Annotated in this window: 18 protein-coding genes; 4 read left to right on the forward strand and 14 right to left on the reverse strand. The window is 64.9% G+C overall.

Features of this window, described 5'->3' with window-relative positions; genetic code table 11:
* The first annotated feature begins 111 nt into the window (after positions 1-111).
* Positions 112-1,074 (forward strand): NAD(P)H-quinone oxidoreductase, encoded by a 963-nt coding sequence (locus tag ACSMEV_RS09310; protein WP_459208130.1) that lies wholly within the window; start codon positions 112-114, stop codon positions 1,072-1,074.
* Positions 1,075-1,134: 60 nt separating this feature from the next.
* Here the strand turns inward: ACSMEV_RS09310 and ACSMEV_RS09315 are convergent, their stop codons facing one another.
* The 6 genes from ACSMEV_RS09315 to ACSMEV_RS09340 all read right to left on the reverse strand — a co-directional run bounded on the left by ACSMEV_RS09315 (position 1,135) and on the right by ACSMEV_RS09340 (position 6,395).
* On the reverse strand, positions 1,135-1,785 hold the full coding sequence (locus tag ACSMEV_RS09315; RefSeq protein ID WP_459208131.1) for an HAD family hydrolase: 651 nt from the start codon (positions 1,783-1,785) through the stop codon (positions 1,135-1,137).
* 66 nt (positions 1,786-1,851) lie between these two features.
* Complete coding sequence (locus tag ACSMEV_RS09320) at positions 1,852-2,841, reverse strand: ABC transporter ATP-binding protein (protein ID WP_459208132.1); 990 nt, start codon at positions 2,839-2,841, stop codon at positions 1,852-1,854.
* Positions 2,842-3,636, reverse strand: coding sequence for an ABC transporter permease (locus ACSMEV_RS09325; protein ID WP_459208133.1), 795 nt, complete (start codon positions 3,634-3,636; stop codon positions 2,842-2,844).
* Complete coding sequence (locus ACSMEV_RS09330) at positions 3,626-4,465, reverse strand: ABC transporter permease (protein WP_459208134.1); 840 nt, start codon at positions 4,463-4,465, stop codon at positions 3,626-3,628. The genes ACSMEV_RS09325 and ACSMEV_RS09330 overlap by 11 nt, the downstream gene beginning before the upstream one ends.
* On the reverse strand, positions 4,462-5,268 hold the full coding sequence (locus ACSMEV_RS09335; protein ID WP_459208135.1) for an alkaline phosphatase family protein: 807 nt from the start codon (positions 5,266-5,268) through the stop codon (positions 4,462-4,464). Before ACSMEV_RS09335 ends, ACSMEV_RS09330 begins: the two co-directional genes overlap by 4 nt.
* Before the next feature lie 62 nt (positions 5,269-5,330).
* Positions 5,331-6,395, reverse strand: coding sequence for an ABC transporter substrate-binding protein (locus tag ACSMEV_RS09340; protein ID WP_459208136.1), 1,065 nt, complete (start codon positions 6,393-6,395; stop codon positions 5,331-5,333).
* A gap of 310 nt (positions 6,396-6,705) precedes the next feature.
* Here ACSMEV_RS09340 and ACSMEV_RS09345 point away from each other — a divergent pair, with 310 nt between their 5' ends.
* Positions 6,706-7,422: a UTRA domain-containing protein gene (locus ACSMEV_RS09345; RefSeq protein ID WP_459208137.1), complete on the forward strand. Its 717-nt coding sequence runs from the start codon at positions 6,706-6,708 to the stop codon at positions 7,420-7,422.
* On the opposite strand, the gene ACSMEV_RS09350 is transcribed toward ACSMEV_RS09345, so the two are convergent.
* From ACSMEV_RS09350 to minC, 5 genes are all read right to left on the reverse strand, one after another.
* Positions 7,412-9,580: a mechanosensitive ion channel family protein gene (locus tag ACSMEV_RS09350; protein ID WP_459208138.1), complete on the reverse strand. Its 2,169-nt coding sequence runs from the start codon at positions 9,578-9,580 to the stop codon at positions 7,412-7,414. The genes ACSMEV_RS09345 and ACSMEV_RS09350 overlap by 11 nt on opposite strands.
* Before the next feature lie 18 nt (positions 9,581-9,598).
* The gene (locus tag ACSMEV_RS09355) at positions 9,599-10,234 is read right to left on the reverse strand and encodes an RluA family pseudouridine synthase (protein WP_459208139.1); all 636 of its coding nucleotides are present in this window, start codon (positions 10,232-10,234) and stop codon (positions 9,599-9,601) included.
* A 182-nt stretch (positions 10,235-10,416) separates the two neighbouring features.
* On the reverse strand, positions 10,417-10,671 hold the full coding sequence (gene minE, locus ACSMEV_RS09360; protein ID WP_296265080.1) for a cell division topological specificity factor MinE: 255 nt from the start codon (positions 10,669-10,671) through the stop codon (positions 10,417-10,419).
* Positions 10,672-10,674: 3 nt separating this feature from the next.
* The gene (gene minD / locus ACSMEV_RS09365; RefSeq protein ID WP_459208140.1) at positions 10,675-11,487 is read right to left on the reverse strand and encodes a septum site-determining protein MinD; all 813 of its coding nucleotides are present in this window, start codon (positions 11,485-11,487) and stop codon (positions 10,675-10,677) included.
* Positions 11,488-11,597: 110 nt separating this feature from the next.
* Entirely contained in the window at positions 11,598-12,353 is a 756-nt protein-coding gene (gene minC, locus ACSMEV_RS09370) for a septum site-determining protein MinC (protein ID WP_459208141.1), read from the reverse strand.
* A 111-nt stretch (positions 12,354-12,464) separates the two neighbouring features.
* On the opposite strand from minC, the gene ACSMEV_RS09375 reads away from it, so the two are divergent.
* A complete protein-coding gene (locus ACSMEV_RS09375) occupies positions 12,465-13,403 on the forward strand; it encodes a lipid A biosynthesis lauroyl acyltransferase (RefSeq protein WP_459208142.1) in 939 nt (312 codons plus the stop codon).
* Between the two features lie 104 nt (positions 13,404-13,507).
* On the opposite strand, the gene ACSMEV_RS09380 is transcribed toward ACSMEV_RS09375, so the two are convergent.
* Complete coding sequence (locus ACSMEV_RS09380; protein ID WP_459208143.1) at positions 13,508-14,335, reverse strand: MlaA family lipoprotein; 828 nt, start codon at positions 14,333-14,335, stop codon at positions 13,508-13,510.
* The gene (locus tag ACSMEV_RS09385) at positions 14,328-15,626 is read right to left on the reverse strand and encodes a serine/threonine protein kinase (protein ID WP_296265088.1); all 1,299 of its coding nucleotides are present in this window, start codon (positions 15,624-15,626) and stop codon (positions 14,328-14,330) included. Before ACSMEV_RS09385 ends, ACSMEV_RS09380 begins: the two co-directional genes overlap by 8 nt.
* A 236-nt stretch (positions 15,627-15,862) precedes the next feature.
* Here ACSMEV_RS09385 and ACSMEV_RS09390 point away from each other — a divergent pair, with 236 nt between their 5' ends.
* A complete protein-coding gene (locus tag ACSMEV_RS09390; protein ID WP_459208144.1) occupies positions 15,863-16,225 on the forward strand; it encodes a hypothetical protein in 363 nt (120 codons plus the stop codon).
* On the opposite strand, the gene ACSMEV_RS09395 is transcribed toward ACSMEV_RS09390, so the two are convergent.
* Positions 16,199-17,797, reverse strand: coding sequence for a glycoside hydrolase family 17 protein (locus ACSMEV_RS09395; RefSeq protein ID WP_459208145.1), 1,599 nt, complete (start codon positions 17,795-17,797; stop codon positions 16,199-16,201). The genes ACSMEV_RS09390 and ACSMEV_RS09395 overlap by 27 nt on opposite strands.
* Positions 17,798-17,871 lie beyond the last annotated feature (74 nt).

Raw genomic sequence — 17,871 nt, forward strand, 5'->3', positions numbered from 1 at the left:
GCATAGTAGGCCGTCTTTTCCGTGCGCCGGTTCCATCGAGCCGGACAAATACTGCAAAAAGCCCGCGGCGTGGCGCCGCGGGCTCAGTCATGAATCAACTATGGAGGCACTGTGAAGGCATTGCAAGGCGTTGACGGACACGTAGCTTGGGTGGACGCGCCGCGTCCCACCTGTGACGCAGGGCAAGTACGCATTCGCGTGGCGGCTGCGGGATTGAACCGCGCCGACCTGCTGCAAAAAGCAGGCAATTACCCGCCACCGCCGGGTGCGAGCCCCTACCTGGGCCTGGAGTGTGCAGGCGTGATCGAAGAGGTCGGCGCAGGTGTCGATTTCATCGTCGGCGAGCGCGTCTGTGCGCTGCTGGCCGGTGGCGGCATGGCCGAAGAAGTGGTGGTCGATGCCCGGCACGTGCTGCCGGTACCCGAAGGGCTGAGCCTGCACGAGGCCGCAGCGATCCCCGAGGTGTATGCCACCGCTTGGCTCAACCTGTTCCAGCTGGCGGGGCTGCAAGCCGGTGAGAAGGTGCTGGTGCACGCCGGGGCCAGTGGTGTGGGTTCGGCGGCCATCCAGCTGTGCAAGGCATTCGGCAACCCATTGTGGGTCAGCGTCGGTTCGGCGCAGCGTCTGGCGTATTGCGAGTCGCTGGGTGCCAGTGGCGGCGTGGTGCGCAACGAGAACCTCGACGCCCTGAACGAGCTAGGGCCGTTCGACGTGGTGCTCGACCCAGTGGGCGCGGGCTACGTGGACATGAACCTGGACCTGCTGGCACGCGACGGGCGCTGGGTGATCATCGGCCTGATGAGTGGACGCAAGGCCGAGTTCGACCTGGCCAAGGTGCTGAGCAAGCGCTTGCAGATCACCGGCTCCACCTTGCGCAACCGTAGCGACGAGTTCAAGGCGCAGTTGCTGAGCGACCTGCGTCTGCAGGTCTGGCCGCTGTTCAGCGAAGGCCGCTTGAGCCCGCAACTGGTCGACACCTACCCGATTGCCTTCGCCGAAGCGGCCTATGCCGAACTCGAAAGCAACCAGGTGTCGGGCAAGCTGGTGGTGGTGGTCGATCCGTCCTTGAGCTGATCGCCGCATCGACCTGGCCCGTCGCTTCGGCGGGCCAGGCATCGAGGCTGGATGACGCGGTCAGCTCCAGTCGAGTATGGGCCAGCCGTTGGTCTGCGCATGCTCGCGCAACACCGCGTCGGGGTTGACCGCCCGCGGGTGGTCGACGCGCAGCAACAGCGGCAGGTCGTTGCGCGAATCGGAGTAGAAACTCGCCCCTTCGAGGTTTTCCTGTTCCTGGTCCAGCCAGGCCATCAACCGCGTGACTTTGCCTTCTCGATAGCTCAGTTCGCCCCGGGTGTTGCCCGTGTACACGCCATTGGCCGTCTCCAGGTCGATGGCCAGATATTCCTCGACACCCAAGCGCTGCGCGATCGGCCCGACCAGGTGCGCGCCCGACGCCGAGATGATCAGCACCCGATCGCCGGCCTGGCGGTGTTCGGCGATGCAGCGGCAGGCGTCGCCGAAGATGATCGGCTCGATGACCTCTTCGACCCAAGGCTGCACCAAGTGCTCGATTTCTTCCAGCGTGCGCCCGGCGATGGGTTCCAGGCTGAAGGCCATGTACTCCTCCATGCGCAAGTGGCCTTTGCCATAGGCCTCCTGAAGTTGCGCATCGCGACGCAGGAATGCGTCGTCGACCCAACCCAGCCTTGCCATCTGCACGCACCATAGCGCCGAGCAGTCACCGTGGATGAGTGTTTCGTCGAGATCGAATATTGCCAACGCCATGTATGAAAAATTCCTCGAATGCGTGTGGAAGTCGTCTGTGCGCGCAAAGCGCCATCCCTGCCAAACCTAAGCCACTTCGCGCAGCGATGCGGGATCGATGGACAAGGATACCCGCTTACCGTCCTCGTGCAGATCGGCGGCCGAACGGTTGAGCACATCCACCACCAGCTCCACCTCTCGAATCAGCACGCGGTAGCGAACGACGTTGCCCAGCAGGCTGTGGCTGCGGATCAGGGCATCCAGCGCGCCGCCATCGCCCAGGCTGATGGCTTCCGGGCGAATGGCCAGGCGACTCTGCACCGGGCGTTGCAGCAGGCGACTGGCGGCCTCGGCGTCGAGCAGGTTGTAGTTGCCGATGAAGCCTGCGGCGAATGCATCGACCGGGGCGGTGTACAGCGTTTCGGCATCGCCGCTCTGCACGATGCGGCCCTGGTTCATGAGGAAGATGCGGTCCGACATCGTCAGCGCCTCTTCCTGGTCGTGAGTGACGAAGATCGTGGTCAGGCCCAGCTCGCGCTGGATGGCGCGGATCTGTTCGCGCAAATGCTTGCGGATGCGCGCATCCAGGGCCGACAGCGGCTCGTCGAGCAGCAGCAGGCGCGGGCGGGTGACCAGCGAACGCGCCAAAGCCACGCGCTGGCATTGCCCACCGGACAACTGGTGCGGATAACGACCGGCGAACGTGCCCAGCTCGACCAGTTCCAGCGCTTCGCGCACGCGCTGGCGGCTGGCGTCGCCGGCGACCTTTTGCATGCGCAGGCCGAAGGCGACGTTCTGTTCGACCGTCATGTTGGGAAACAGCGCATAGCTTTGGAAGACCATGCCGATGCCGCGCTTCTGCGGGCTGACCGGCACCAGGTCCTGGCCGTCGAGCAGAATGCGCCCGCCGTCCACTGGCGTGAGGCCGGCGATGCAGCGCAACAGGGTGGACTTGCCACACCCGGAGGGGCCGAGCAGGGTGACGAACTCGCCGCGGGCGATCTCGCAATTGATGTCGTCGAACACGGTGCTGTTGGCATAGCGTTTGTGCAGGTGCTGCACGCTGACGAAGCTCATTCAGGTCTTGTCCTTGTTCAAACGGTTGGCGATCCAGGTCATCACCAGCACGAAGCTGAAGTAGGAAATCACCAGCGCACTGTTGAAGTGGCCGCTGCTGTTGCGCATGTTGTTGAGGTACACCTGCAGGGTTTCGTAGCGGGTGCCGACCAGCAGGTTGGCGAACACGAATTCCCCGAACAGGAACGAGAACGACAGCAGCAACGCCACCATCAGACCTTTGCGCAGGTTGGGCAGCACCACCAGCCAGGCCGCCTGCCAGGTGCTGGCGCCCAGCAGTTGTGCGGCGTCCATCAGGTCGCGCAGGTTGATCGCCTGCAGGTTGTTGGTGATGGCCCGGTACATGAAGGGCAGGGCGATGGTGAAGTAGCAGCCGATCAGGATCCATGGCGTGCCGACCATGGCCAGCGGGCCGCTGCCGTACAGTTGTAGCAGGCCCACCGACGACACCACCGGCGGCACCGCGAACGGCAGCAGGATCAGCACGTTCATCAGCCCGTCCAGGCGCGGGAAGTGGTAGTGCACCACGAACAGCAGCGGCAGGATCAGCACCACCGACAGCAGCAGCGCACCCAGGCACACCAGTAGCGACTGGCCGAAGGCCGCCAGGAAGCGCGGCTCGCTCCATAGCGCCACGTACCACTTGAAGGTCAGCCCGCTGGGCAGCAGGCTCGCCGACCAGCTGGTGGCCAGCGAGTACAGCAGCGTGCCAGCCAGCGGCAACAGCAGCAGGGTGAACAGCAGGTACACCACCACGCGGTGGTAAAGCCCGCCCTTGCCAGGTTCAGCGCGCATGGTAGCTCCTGCGTAACAGCCATTGATGGGCCACCGTGACCACCGTCATCAAGCCCACCAGCACCATCGCCAGGGCGCTGGCCAGGTTCGGGTCGAGGCTGATGTCGCCGGCCACCAGCGCGGCGATGCGGATCGGCAGCACGTTGAAGTTGCCGGTGGTCAGCGCGTACACCGTGGCGTAGGCGCCCAGGGCGTTGGCCAGCAGGATGACGAAGGTGCCGAGCAGCGCCGGGGTCAGCACCGGCAGGCCAATGTGGCGCCAGTACTGCCAGCCGTTGGCGCCGAGCAAGGCGGCCGATTCGCGCCAGTCTTCGCGCAAGGCGTCGAAGGCCGGGTAGAGCAGCAGCACCCCCAGGGGAATCTGGAAGTAGGTGTACACCAGGATCAACCCGGTCTTGGAGTAGATGCTGAAGTCGTCCAGCAGGCCGATCTGCTTGAGCAGCAAGGTCAGCGCGCCATTGAACCCGAGCAGGATGACGAAGGCGAAGGCTAGGGGTACGCCGGCGAAGTTGCTGGTCATGTTGGCGAAGGCGCTGACGAAGTCGCGCAGGCGCGAATCGACCTGGCGCAGCGAGTAGGCGCCCAGCACCGCGATGATCAGGCCGAACAGGCTCGACCACAGGCTGATCTCCAGGCTGCGTTGCAGCGCTTGCAGGTAGAACTTGGAGCTGAACACCTTGTTGAAATTGTCCAGCCCCCAACCGGCTTCGCCATGCAGGCTGTTGAGCGCCACCCAGACCAGCGGCGCGATCTGGAACACCAAGAAGAACACGGCGAACGGTAGCAGGCAGAGCAGTGCGAGGTAGCGCCCCTTGGGCCGGGCGCTCATCGCAGCAGCGCCCGGCACAGGGGTTTGTCGTGCGCCGCACCGAGCAGTTCGCAGAGGGTGCCGCACAGTTCGGTCTGCTCGGGTCGGGCGTTGGGATCGAGGCTGAAGCCTTCGCCAAAGACGAACAGCGGCACTTCGCGCTCTTCGGCCAGCAGGCCGTTGTGCGAACGGTCGTTGTTCATGCCGTGGTCGGCGGTGACCAGCACCTGATAACCCTCTTCGAGCCAGCGCGGCAGGTAGTCGGCCAGCAGGATGTCCAGGCTGCGCGCGGCGTTGCGGTACTGGCTGCTGTCCAGGCCATGCTGGTGGCCGGCATCGTCGATGCCCATCGGATGGACCAGCAGAAAATTCGGTGCGTGGCGGCGGCGCAGGTATTCGGCGTCGGCCAGCAGGTGCGAGTCGGGGTAATGGTCGGCGTAATAGAACAGGCCGTGCTGAATCGGCAGCTTCGGCGCGTGGGTGTGGCGATCGCGCTGCGGGTCGAACGGCGAGCGGTTGTACAGCTCGCTGACCCAGTGGTAGGCCGCTGCGGCCGTGCCCAGGTTGGCCTCGCGGGCATAGTGGAACACGCTGCGCTGGTTGGACAGGCGCCTGATCTGGTTGTGCACGATGCCGCTGTCGATGGGCGCGGTGCCGGTGAGGATGCATTCGTACAAAGGGCGCGACAGCGACGGCAGTTCGCACTCCAGGCGGTACAGCGCGGCGCGGCCGGCTTCGACGTAGGCATGCAGGTGGCCCATGGCGTGCTGGGCGACCTGGTAGTTGAGGCCGTCGAGCAGTACCAGGATGACGTTGTGTTTCATGCGGGGCTCCGAACCAGGGCGGGCCGAAGGTGCCAGCAGGCACCCCCGGGGTCAGGCGAGTGTCACTCCATTTCGACGATGACCTGCTCCTGCCACTTCTGCGGCAGCGCTTTGGACGTGCGCTCCCAGGCTTCGGCGTTCTTGATCGGTTGCGCGGGGGCGTACTGCTCGTTGGGCAGCAGCTTGGCCTGTACGTCCTCGGGCAGCTTCAGGTGCTCGGCGCGGATGGGGCGGGCGTGGCCGCGCGCCAGGTTGGTCTGGCCGGCGTCGCTGAAGATGTACTCGCGCGCAAGCTTGGCGGCGTTGGGGTTCTTCGCGTACTTGTTGATGATCGTGGTGTAGCCCGAGGTGATCGAGCCATCGGACGGAATCAGCACTTCGAAACGCTTGGGGTCGATCTGGTCGCGGTAGCTCAGGCCGTTGAAGTCCCACACCACGCCCACTTCCACCTCGCCCTTCTCCAGGGTTTGGATGGTCGGGTTGGCCAGTGACAGGCGCTTCTGCTGGGCTAGCTTGGTGAACAGTTGCAGGCCAGGCTCGACGTTGCTTTCGTCGCCCTTGTAGGCGATGGCGGCCGCCAGCACGCCGTTGGCGGCTTGGGCCGCGGTGCCGACGTCACCGATGGCGACCTTGTAGGTGCCCTTTTCCAGGTCGTGCCAAGTGGTGGGCCGCTGGTCTTCCTTGACCAGGTCCTTGTTGATGATGAACGCGATGGTGCCGGTGTAGGCCAGCGCCCAGTGGCCGTCCTGGTCCTTGGCCCAGGTCGGGATCTGTTCCCAGGTGCTGGGCTTGTAGGGCTGGGTCACGCCCTTGGCCAGGGCAATGGGGCCGAAGGCTGCGCCCACGTCGCCGATGTCGGCGCTGGCGTTGTCCTTCTCGGCGTCGAACTTGGCGATTTCCTGGGCCGAGCTCATGTCGGTGTCGCTGTGCTTGAGGCCGTACTTCTGTGCCAGGTCGTCCCAGGTGCCTTTCCAGTTGGCCCAGGCATCTGGCATGCCCACGCTGTTGAGGGCGCCTTCCTTGCGGGCGGCGTCTTCCAGGGTTTTCAGGTCGGTGTCCGCGGCCATCGCCGAGGTGCACAGGGCGATGCTCGCGCCCAGCAGTGAGGCCATGAAGAACTGTTTCATCCGAAGCTCCTTGGTGGATGCGGTGCATTCAATGTCGAAGGACAGCGTGCTTGCGAACAGAGTGGTCTAGGTCAGCAACTCTCGGGCCAAGGTAGGCCCTGTGCGTGACAGTTTGATGTAGCGGGGCAGCCGAGCTGCATGGGCGGGCGCCCTGGAGCTCAAGCGTAGACTAGGCTGTGGCGTTGCGATGCCAGATGACGAGGGGTGGAGCTAGGGCCTGTCACAGCTTGTTCATGCCCCCTGCCTAGGCTGACAGGGTCCGCCAGCGGCCCCATCGAGGTGCTGGACTAGTCCAGGAAGGTAACTTGTGATGCATCCATCGCCACCACGCGCGGTAACAACCATCTGCCATGCCCTGCAGGAGCAGATCGAACAGGGTCTGCTGGCGGCGGGCGAGCAGTTGCCGGGCGAGCGCCGTTTGAGCGAAGTGTTCGCCACCACCCGCATCACCCTACGCGAAGCGCTGGTGCAACTGGAGGCCAAGGGGTTGATCTACCGGGAGGAGCGGCGCGGTTGGTTCGTCGCGCCGCCACGGCTGACCTACGACCTGATCAAGCGCAGCCATTTCCACGCCATGGTGCAAGGGCAGGGACGCAGCCCGACCACCGAGCTGTTGTCGGCTTGCCTGCAACCGGCCTCGGCGGCGATCTGCGCGCGCCTGCAATTGCCGCCGCTGTCGAGCGTGGTGCGTATCTGCAGGTTGCGGCGCATCGACGGGCGCGCCGTGCTGTATGCCGAGCACTACCTCAACCCGCTGTATTTCCCGGGCATTCTCGCGCTCGACCTGAACCAGTCGCTGACTTGGCTCTATGCGAGCCAGTACGGCATCCACTACGGTCTCGTGGACTTCGAGATCCTGCCCACGGCCTTGCCGGCGGCGGCGGCCAGCGCCTTGCGTGTGTCGGGCGGCAGCGCCGGCCTACAGGTCGTGCGCCGCAACAGCGATCAGCACGGCCGGCTGATCGACTGCGATCTGGAATATTGGCGGCACGACGCCATCCGCCTGCGCGCCCATGTCACTCCGTGACTGTCACCGGCGCCTGGGGCTGCGCCTGCTCACCGCCGGCCGTGACCACCTGCACCGACAGGCGCGGCGTGGCCAGGTCCAGGCCCTGTTGGTCGAGCTCGCGCTTGAGTGCCAGGTTGAATGCCCGCGACACTTCCCACTGCTTGATCGGCGCCGTCTTGAAACGCGCGCGCAGGATGGCCGAGCCCGACTCGAAGCTTTCCACCCCCTGGAATTCCAGCGGCGACCAGATGTTGCGGCGCATCAGCGGGTCGTTACGCATCTTCTGCCCGACTTCGCGGATCAGCGTCAGGGCCGTGTCGATGCTCATGCTGTGCGGCACGGCGATGCGGAAGATGGCGTAGCCGAACTCGCGCGAGTAGTTCTTGATGCTCTTGATTTCGCTGAACGGGATGGTGTGCACGATGCCGTCGATGTCGCGCAGGCGCACGGTACGGATGGTCAGCCCCTCGACGGTGCCGAGGTGGCCACCGACGTCGACGTAGTCGTCGATGGCCAGCGAGTCTTCGATGATGATGAACAGGCCCGTGATCAGGTCGGCCACCAGCGACTGCGCACCGAAGCCGATGGCCAGACCGATCACACCGGCACCGGCCAGCAGCGGCGTGACGTTCATGCCCATGTTGGCCAGGGCCACGATCAAGGCGATGATGGCGATGGCCACGAACAGCACGTTGCGGATCAGCGGCATCATGGTCTGCGCACGGGCGTTGGCCATGCCCCGCCGCGAGCGCACCAGGGCGTGGTGCACGGCGGTGTCGGCCAGAATCCATACCAGCCAGGCGACGATCAACGTAGTGGCCAGGCCCAGCAGACGCATGCTGATGTCGTGGCCCTCGCCGTCGGCGAAGCGCAGCATCGACAGGCCCCATACGCGCAGGCCCAGCTCGATGAACACCAGCCAGATGAACAGGTGCGCCAGGGCGTAGCCGAAGCTCATCAGGCGTTCGGCATACACCGCGTGGCGCCGCTGCTTGAGCGCCGACTTGGCGGCGTGCCGGCGTACCAGGCCGTTGAGTACCATGCACACCACCAGCAGCACGGTGCACACCAGCGACTGGCGCAGGGCCGTGCTGGTGTCGCCTGCGGAGACGAAGGTGGCGAACAGCGAGATACCCACCAGCACCAGTGCTGGCAGGTACCAGAAGCTGCCGAGGATCTCGATGGTGTCGCTCAGGGTACGGCGGGTCAGGCGCCGCGACAGCGGCTGGTTGCGGATCAGGTGGGCGATGGGCCGGCGGAAGCGCAGGATGAACAGCCCCGTGCACAGCGCCGCCAGCACGTTGGCGAGCGTGGCGATGGTGTGCGCCAGATGCGTGCCCAGCGCGGTGGTCAGGCGCGGGTCGCTCATCGCCTCGCCGAAAGCGGCGAAGCTGCCGATCAGCCACAAGGGGTTGAAGGCGCGGTGGCGCAGGATGTGCAGCGCGCGGTGGCGGTGCGGCCCGTCGAGCAGGGAAAAGGCGATCACGCAGATGGCCGAGAAACAGGTGCCGACCACCAGGGCATAGGCCAGCACCATGGCCAGCGACTTGCCCACCGAAGAGGGCAGCACCAGGCTCAGGTAGACCGTGAAGATCAGCGCCACCAACCAGGGCCCGAGCTTGCGCAGGGCAAAGCGCACCAGGTCCCAGGTGCGCGGGTGTTGCGGCAGTTCTTCGCTCAGGCCGAAGCGCAGCCGTACGCGGTGGCTCACCCAGTTGAAGGCATAGGCCAACAGGCTCCACAGGGCGATCACGGCCGCGAAGCCGAACAGGATGGCCGGCCATTGCTGCATCGGCACTACACGCTCGACCAGTTCCGCCTTGGCCTGCTCGAACTCCTGGGACCAGCGCAGGAACGGGCTGGCCTCGCCGCTGAACTGCGCTTCGAAATCGTGCAGCGCACCGGTGATCAGGCCCAGCACCCCTTGCTCGACGGTGGGCTGCGCATGGCGCGTTGCGTCGCGCAGTTTCTTCAGGTCGGTGAGCAGCCTGGCGCGCTGCTGATCGTTCTCGAGGTTCTTGATCACCTCGTCGAGCGACTTGCCCAGCGGTTCGCTGGCTTCGGGTTGCTGCGAGCTGCTGCTGCCGCTACCCAGCAGCCCAGGCAATCCGGCCGCCTGGGCCGGTACGACGAACAGCATCAGCAGCAAGGTCAGGCAACGCAGGAAAACTGGCACGGGGAGATCTACCTGAGGTCAGAACGGGGCGGGGCACTCGAAGCTCAAGCGCTCGCCGCTTTGCGGATGGGTGAAGCGCAACAGGCTGGCATGCAGGCACAGGCGCTCATGGGCGGCCAGGGCTTCGGGGTTGGCGTACAGCCGATCCCCCAGAAGCGGATGGCCGATCGACAGCATGTGCACGCGCAACTGGTGAGAGCGGCCGGTGATGGGCGTGAGTTCGACACGGCAGTGGTCGCCATGGCGTTCCAGCACACGCCAGAAGGTCAGGGCGTGCTTGCCTTGCTCGTGGTCCACCACATGGCGCGGTTTGGTCGGCGGGTCGTAGCGCAGCGGCAGGTCGATGCTGCCGCTGTCCAGCGCCGGCTGGCCCCAGCACAGTGCGGTGTAGGCCTTCTCCGTTTCACGGTCGTGGAATTGCCGCGACAGTTCGCGGTGGCTGGCGGCATCGCGGGCCAACAGGATGATGCCGGAGGTTTCCCAATCCAACCGATGCACGATCAATGCGTCGGGGTAGCCGTTCTCCTGCAGGCGGGTGATCAGGCAGTCCTTGTTGTCGTCGGCACGGCCCGGCACCGACAGCAGCAAGGTGGGTTTGTTGATCACCAGGATGGCGGCGTCTTCGTGGAGGATCTGGACGTTCGACAGCGGCATTACGGGCTCTCGGCAGAGGCCAACGGGCGTTGGCAGAGGGCGGAAACGGAAGGGGAGCGGCGCAGCGTCTCCCCGGTCAGCTCGCCACTATACCCGTTATGGGGCTGCCCGTTATGGAGCAACCCGTTACGGCGCGGTGACAACTGCCGGGGCGACGCTGGGCCGCTCCCCTCGAGGTGCGATCAGCGTTCGGGCAAGGTGATGTTGAGTTCGAGAATCGAACAGTTGCCCTGGTTCTCCAAGGCCACCTGCACATCGTCGCTGCCGATGTTGACGTATTTGCGGATCACCTCGACCAGCTCCTGTTGCAGGGCAGGCAGGTAGTCCGGGGTACTGCGCTGACCGCGCTCGTGCGCCACGATGATCTGTAGACGCTCTTTCGCTACCGACGCGCTGGTGGTTTTCTGCCTGCCACGAAAGAAGTCAAAAAGGTTCATGGTTTATTTGCCTCCGAACAGGCGCGCGAAGAATCCTTGCTTCGGCGCTTCGATGAACCGCAGAGGCTTTTCTTTGCCCAGAAGACGGTCGACTGTATCGCTATAGGCCTGGCCTGCATCGCTCTGGTCGTCGAGGATGACCGGGTTGCCGCTGTTGGACGCCTTGAGCACGGCCTGGGACTCGGGGATCACACCCTTGAGTTTGATCGAGAGGATTTCCTCGACGTCGGCCACGCTGAGCATTTCGCCCTTTTCCACGCGCTCTGGATGGTAGCGGGTGATCAGCAGGTGTTCCTTGATCGGCTCCTCGCCATTTTCCGAGCGCCGCGACTTGCTCGAAAGCAGGCCCAGCATGCGGTCGGAGTCGCGAACCGAAGACACTTCGGGGTTGGTCACCACGATGGCTTCGTCGGCGAAGTACATCGCCAAGTGCGCGCCCTTTTCGATCCCGGCGGGGGAGTCGCAAATCACATAGTCGAAGTTCTCCTTCAACTCGTTGAGTACGCGCTCGACGCCTTCCTGGGTCAGGGCGTCCTTGTCGCGGGTCTGGCTCGCGGCGAGGATGAACAGGTTCTCGAGGCGTTTGTCCTTGATCAGGGCCTGTTGAAGGTTGGCCTCGTTGTTGACCACGTTGACGAAGTCGTACACCACGCGGCGCTCGCAGCCCATGATCAGGTCGAGGTTACGCAGGCCGACGTCGAAGTCGACGATGACGGTCCTGTGTCCACGCATCGCGAGGCCGGTACCGATAGCGGCGCTGGTGGTGGTCTTCCCCACACCCCCTTTGCCGGAAGTCACCACGATAATTTTGGACAAGGTATCTCACCCCTAAATAAATGGGACCGGTGTCCCTGTAAATACAGAAAATGGCAACGATGAATAAGTTGCTATATAGAGTGTTCGTTAAAAATGCCGGCAAGTATCGATCAAAGACGGGTGATGTTCAACACATCTCCACTGAGACTGACTTGTACGCTCGTCCCCCACAGTGGATCGCGGCGCAAGTCTTCGGAAACGCGGTATTGGCCGGCGATGGAAACCATCTCGGCGGTCATCTGCTGGCAGAAGATACGGGCGCGGGTATTGCCCTTGATACCGGCTAGCGCACGGCCGCGCATGGCGCCGTACACATGGATGTTGCCGTCGGCGAGAAGTTCCGCGCCCGGGCTGACCGAGGTGGTGACCACCAGGTCGCCGCCTTGGGCGTATATCTGCTGGCCGCCGCGCACGGGCGCGGTAATGATGCGCGTGGCGCGTATTTCCGGCTCCAGCGTCACGACCACGGGCGGCGGTTCGGGTTTCTTCACCTCCGGCTCGGGTTCGATCGGCCGCTCGCGGGCGCCCGACGGCGGCAGCACCGGCAGGTCGATGGCGATGGCCGCGGCGATGTCTTCGATGCGGTTGGCACGCAGGGCCAGGGTGCGCAGGCCGTGGTGGCGGCAGATGCGCATCAGGGCCGGCAGGTCGAGCGGGCCGGCGCTGGCGGGCAACTTGTCCAGCGCCAACACTAGTGGCGTGTTGCTGAAGAAGTTCGGCGCCAGGGCCACTTTCGCCGCCAATTGCCGGTCGAGTGCATCCAGGTCGTTGCGCGCCAGTTCCAGCACGGTGATGGCCAGCATGCTGCCCTTTAGCTGGAAGGCGGCGGAGGTGTCGGGGGTCTGGTTCAGGCTCATGGTCTGCATAGACGGCTTGTTACGGAAAAAGTGCCCTGACTTATAGCGAGAAACCGCGATGGGCCGCAACCGGTGGCAAAGGTTGTAGAATGCCCGGCCTTCGTCTTGCCGGAAGCTGTAATGGATCGTCCGCGTTTTCGCACCGCATTTCTTCATCCCAGGTTCTGGGCCTTGTGGCTGGGTCTGGGCGTGCTGTGGCTGATCGTGCAGTTGCCCTATCGGGCGCTGCTGGCCATTGGCCGGGCGCTGGGCGCGGTCATGTACCGCGTGGCCGGCGAACGTCGGCGCATCGCCGCACGCAACCTGGAGCTGTGCTTTCCACAGTATTCGAGCGACGAGCGGCAGCGCCTGCTCAAGGAAAACTTCGCCTCCACCGGCATCGCCTTCTTCGAAATGGCCATGAGCTGGTGGTGGCCCAAGGCACGCCTGGCCAAGCTCGCCCACATCGAGGGCCTGGAGCATCTGCAGGCGGCGCAGCGCGACGGCCAGGGCGCGATTCTCATGGCCGTGCATTTCACCACCCTGGAAATCGGTGCCGCCTTGCTGGGCCAGGTGCACACCATCGACGGCATGTACCGCGAGCATGGCAACCCGGTGTTCGATTTCATCCAGCGCAGCGGTCGCGAGCGGCATAACCTCGATTCGCTGGCAGTAGAGCGCGAAGACGTCCGCGGCATGCTCAAGCTGCTGCGCGCCGGGCGCGCCATCTGGTACGCCCCCGATCAGGACTACGGCACCAAGCAGAGCTTGTTCGTGCCGCTGTTCGGCATCCCTGCCGCCACGGTCACCGCCACCACCAAATTCGCGCGTCTGGGCAAGGCGCGGGTGATCCCCTTCACCCAGCGGCGTCTGGCCGATGGCAGCGGCTATCGATTGGTGGTGCACCCACCGCTGGCGGATTTCCCGGGAGAAAGCGAAGAGGCCGATTGCCTGCGCATCAACCAGTGGGTCGAAGGCGTGCTGAGCGAATGCCCGGAGCAATACCTGTGGGCACACCGCCGCTTCAAGTCGCGCCCGGAAGGGGCGGCGCCGTTGTACGAGAAACGCAAGAAGCGCTGAGGGCATGCGGCTCGATGCACGACAGGCATCGATCGGGAAGGGTAGGCCTGCTGAAACGAACTAGGGAGCGCATCGCGCTCCCTAGTTCGTTTTCGGGTAGGGCGTTATTCGGCGATCTGCAACTTGCGCGATTGGGTGTACACGTAGCGCACCTTCTCGTACTCGAACGGCGAGTTGAGCTGGCCGTAGCGGAAGTTGGTGTTGTAGCGCTTGTCCACCGCACGCAGCGCGAAGATCTCCGGATGGCGGCTGGACTCCTCCGGCACGTTCATGTAGTTGATCGACTGCTCGCCGGCGTAATCGACCACCAGCCCCGTGGTGTCGCGCAGGTTGGACGGGCCGAAGATCGGCAACATGATGTAAGGCCCGTCATGCACGCCATAGAAGCCCAAGGTCTGGCCGAAGTCCTCGCTCTGGCGCGGTAGGCCCATCTTGGTCGCCGGGTCCCATAGCCCGCCCACACCGATGATGGTGTTGAACATCAAGCGCGCGGTGATCTGCCCGGCGCGCTCGCCCTTGAGCTGCAGCACGCTGTTGAACAGGTTCGACACATCGCCCAGGTTGTTGAAGAAATTGGTCACGCCGGTGCGCACGAAGTGCGGCGTCACGTAGCGATAACCGTCCACGGCCGGCAACAGCACCCACTGGTCGAAACGGTAGTTGAAGTGGTAGATGCGCCGGTTGATCGATTCCAGCGGGTCATAGATGTTCAACGCCGTCAGGGTCGAACGCTCGAACTCGCGCTGGTTCAGGCCGGGGTTGAACTTGAGCTCGCTCAGCGGGTTGAGAAAACCGTCCGGGCCGGGCGTGAGCACGTGGTGCGGCGTATCGAGCACATCGGCTTCGACCACGCTGGTGCGCGGCGCGACTTCGGCGGCCTGGACGGAGCTGGCGAGCAGCAGGGCGGTGACGATCAGCAGTCGATTAACCACGGAAGAACTCCAGCATGGCGTCGCTGTTGACGCGGTAGTTGAGGTTGCCGCAATGGCCGCCGTGCGGGTAGAGGGTCAGGCGGTCGCCGAAGACCTTGCGCAGGAAGCCGATGTCGCCCGGGCCGAGGATGACGTCGTCGGCATTGTGCATCACCGCCACTTTCGGCGTGTTGTGCAGGTAGTCGGCCAGTGCGTACAGGCTCACCTGGTCGACCAGCTGCGGCAGGCTGTTGCCATCGCTGCGGGCGCGCCACATGGGAATCACCTGCTCGTTCAGGTAGCACTCGAAGTCGCATTGCAGCGCGCGTTTGAAGAACGGCGTGAGGCTGGTGCCTTCGGTGATCGGGTATTTGGGCGGAATGATCAGGCCGCGGCGGTTGATCAGGTCGGAGGTGAAGGCGATGTCGGCCGCCGAGAAGCGGAACGAGGTGCCGATCAGCATGGCCATCTGTTCGTTGGACAGGTGCTGGCGCGAGTTCTGGAAGTCGTACAGCAGCGCCTCGTTGAGGTCGACGAAGCCCTTCTCCTGGAAGTAGCGGGTGAGCTTTTCCAGCATCAGTTCATAGAAGGTGGTGCTGCGGTCGATGCCCTTGACGCGGGTCTGCACCAGCTTGTCGAGGTTGTTGACCGAGGTGAGCAGGTTCACCGGCGGGTTGAGCAACAGCACTTTCTTGAAGTTGAAGCTGCGCCGGGTTTCGTCCAGGCGGCTGACGAAAGCTGCGTCCAGGGCACCGAGGCTGTAGCCGGTGAGGTTGAAGCTGGTCACCGGCAGGCGTGGATGCTGGGCACGCACCGCCTGCATCACGCGGTACAGGTCCTCGGCGTCTTCCTGGCTGACGCCGGGGGTGGCGAAGCGCGAGGCGGCGCTCATGAAGTCCCAGCTGGTGGGCGAGGACAACTGCACCACGTGGTAGCCGGCCTGGTAGTAGAGCTTTTTCAGGTATTCGTTGATGCTCGAGTAATACGGCGCGCCGGTGCCGGCGATGATGAAGATCAGTGGCGCGGCGTGGTCCTGGCGGGCGATGCGGTACTTGAGCTTCTTCACCGACCAGAAGTTGTCGGGCAGGGTGAAGGCGCGCTCCGGGCGCAGGTTGAGGCTGTAGTCCTTCTGATCGATGTCCTCGTCGCTGGGCAGCGTCGGACGATCTTCGGGCGGTGTGGTGGCGATGGTCGCCTCGAACGGGTTGGTCAACGGATAGCCATAACTGGCCGCGTCTATGTCCCGCGCCGAGGCGGCCGCAGCCAGGAGCGAGCCGCACAGCAAGGCGGCGAGGCGCAATGATCGAAGCATCAGGGGTTCCCCAGGAAGAGCAGCAAGACGGTACGTCAGTAGGACAGTCGTGCCATCAGCAAAGTTGCCGAGGGGCGCTACAGTTTATTGCGCCACTTATTGCCGCAGAGGTCGTTGCGCCGACCCTTGACGCGGCGGTGGCTATTTTAAGGCAACATGGGCCGCCTGCCGCTGGCTGTATTTGTAGCGATTGTGTAAACGGACTTGGTTTCCCTGGTGATTCTCTGGAGCGCTGCATGTCACGTGGCACCGCGGTAGTAAGCATTGTGCTGGCCTTGGGCGCGCTGTTGGCGGTCAGTTACGGCGTGCGTTACGCGCTTATGGAGGACGCACGCTGGGTCGGTGCCTGCATGGGCGATGCCGGGCCATGGCAGTGCCGGGTGCGGGCCGGGCTGGGCTGGCTGATTCATTTCAAGGCGATCGCCGGTGCAGCGCTGGCCTGCGCGCTGCTGGCGCAGGGGCTGGCCGGGCGCGTCGGCCGTGCGCTGGCGTGGTTGGCGCTGCTCTTCGGCGTGCCGGCACTGGTGCTGTACAGCGCCAGCCTGGCGGTGTTCGCCGTGGTCCTGGGCGGTCTACGCCTGGTGCGCGGACGCCTCTGAACCCGGCAGCGTGGCGCCAGATTGCAGGCCGCGACGCCGACAGCGCAGCAGTGCCATCGCCATCGCCAGGCTTACGCCGGCCCAGCCCCAGGCCTGAGCGCTGTGCAGCCCCTCCTGGTACAACTGCGGCAGTATGCCCAGGCCTACGATGGCCGCCAGCAAAGCGCATTCGCGCGGCGGCGCGGCCAGAGGGCGCAGCGACAGCACAAGCGCCGGCAGTGCCAGCGCCGCCGTCGGGAAGCTGCGGTAGCGCGGCTCGAACACCATCTCCAGCATGCTCACCGCCGCGGCGAAACCTGCCGCCAGCACCAGCCAGCGACCCACGCCCTGCAACCGTGCGAACAGCGCCGCGCGCCAGCCATGGCGCTGACTCAGGGCCAACGCGGCATGCACCATCAGCACGGCACTGAGCAGTGCGAGCGACACGGCCCACGCCCACTCACCGGCAAAACGCGCATGGGTGCGCGTCAGTTCGCCCCACAAACCCAGGCTGACCGCGCCGAACGCCGCCAGTAACGGCAGGGCCAGGGCTGCGCCCAGGCCGCGCGGGCGACCGGCTACCAGCAAGGTCGCCAGCATCAGTACGCCACTTGCCAGCCACCATTGCGGCCACAAGGCCAGGTTGCTCACCGGCCCTTCGAGCACGCCCTTGTCTTGGCGGTCGGCGTCGTACAGGCCCCAGTAGCCGCCCACTGCCCCCTCGCTCGCGCGCTTCCAGGGCTGGTCGAAGGCTTCGATCAGGTTGTAGCGCCAGCCGCCGGCCTCGGCCTGGGCGACGAAGCCGCGCACGAACCGCGCTTCGTTGGCCCGGCTGGGCAGGGCGGTCTCGCGCTGGCGGCCTTCGCTGGGCCAGCCGGTCTCGCCGATGAAGATCGGCTTGGGCGCGAATCGCTCGACGAACCGCTGGTGGATGCGGGCGACATGTCGCAGCGCGTCGTCGATGTCCCGAGGCTGGTCTTCCCAATAAGGCAAGAGGTGGATGGTGAGGAAATCCACAGCCGGGGCGATCTGCGGATGTTGCAACCAGAACTCCCAGACGTCGGCATAAGTCACCGGCACCGACACCTCGCGTTTGACCTGGGCGATCAGCTCGACCAGGGCGCTGCCGGTGATCTCCTTGCGCAACAGTGCTTCGTTGCCGACGATCACGGCCGTGACCACATCGGGGTTGGCGTTGGCCGCTTCGATCAACAGCCGCACCTCGCGAGCGGTGTCGACCGGGTTGGCGTTGACCCAGGCGCCGAGCATCACTTTCAGGCCGTGTTTGCGTGCCAGGGCGGGAATTGCCTGCAAACCGGTCATGGAGTAGGTACGGATGCACTCGAATCGCTCAGCCAGCAGTGCCAGGTCGGCGTCCATGCGCGCCGGGCGCAACTGGAATGGCTGGTCGAACGGCGACTGGTCCTTGTCGAACGGGGTGTAGGAAGCGCATTGCAGCTTGTGCGTCGGGCCCGTCGCATCGGCCAGAGCCACCGGCTTGCCCAGCCCATGCCACGCGGCGCCCAGGCCCAGCAGGACGAGCATGCAGACGAGCGCATAGAGTGGCATGGGCAAACGGGCAGGGCTGGGCATCGGACGGTCCGTCGTGGGAAGTGGAACGGTGGGTACGCAAGCACAGGCGGGCGCTGCACAAGAGGTGCGTGCGG

It is taken from the genome of Pseudomonas sp. MLB6B, from assembly GCF_054508135.1.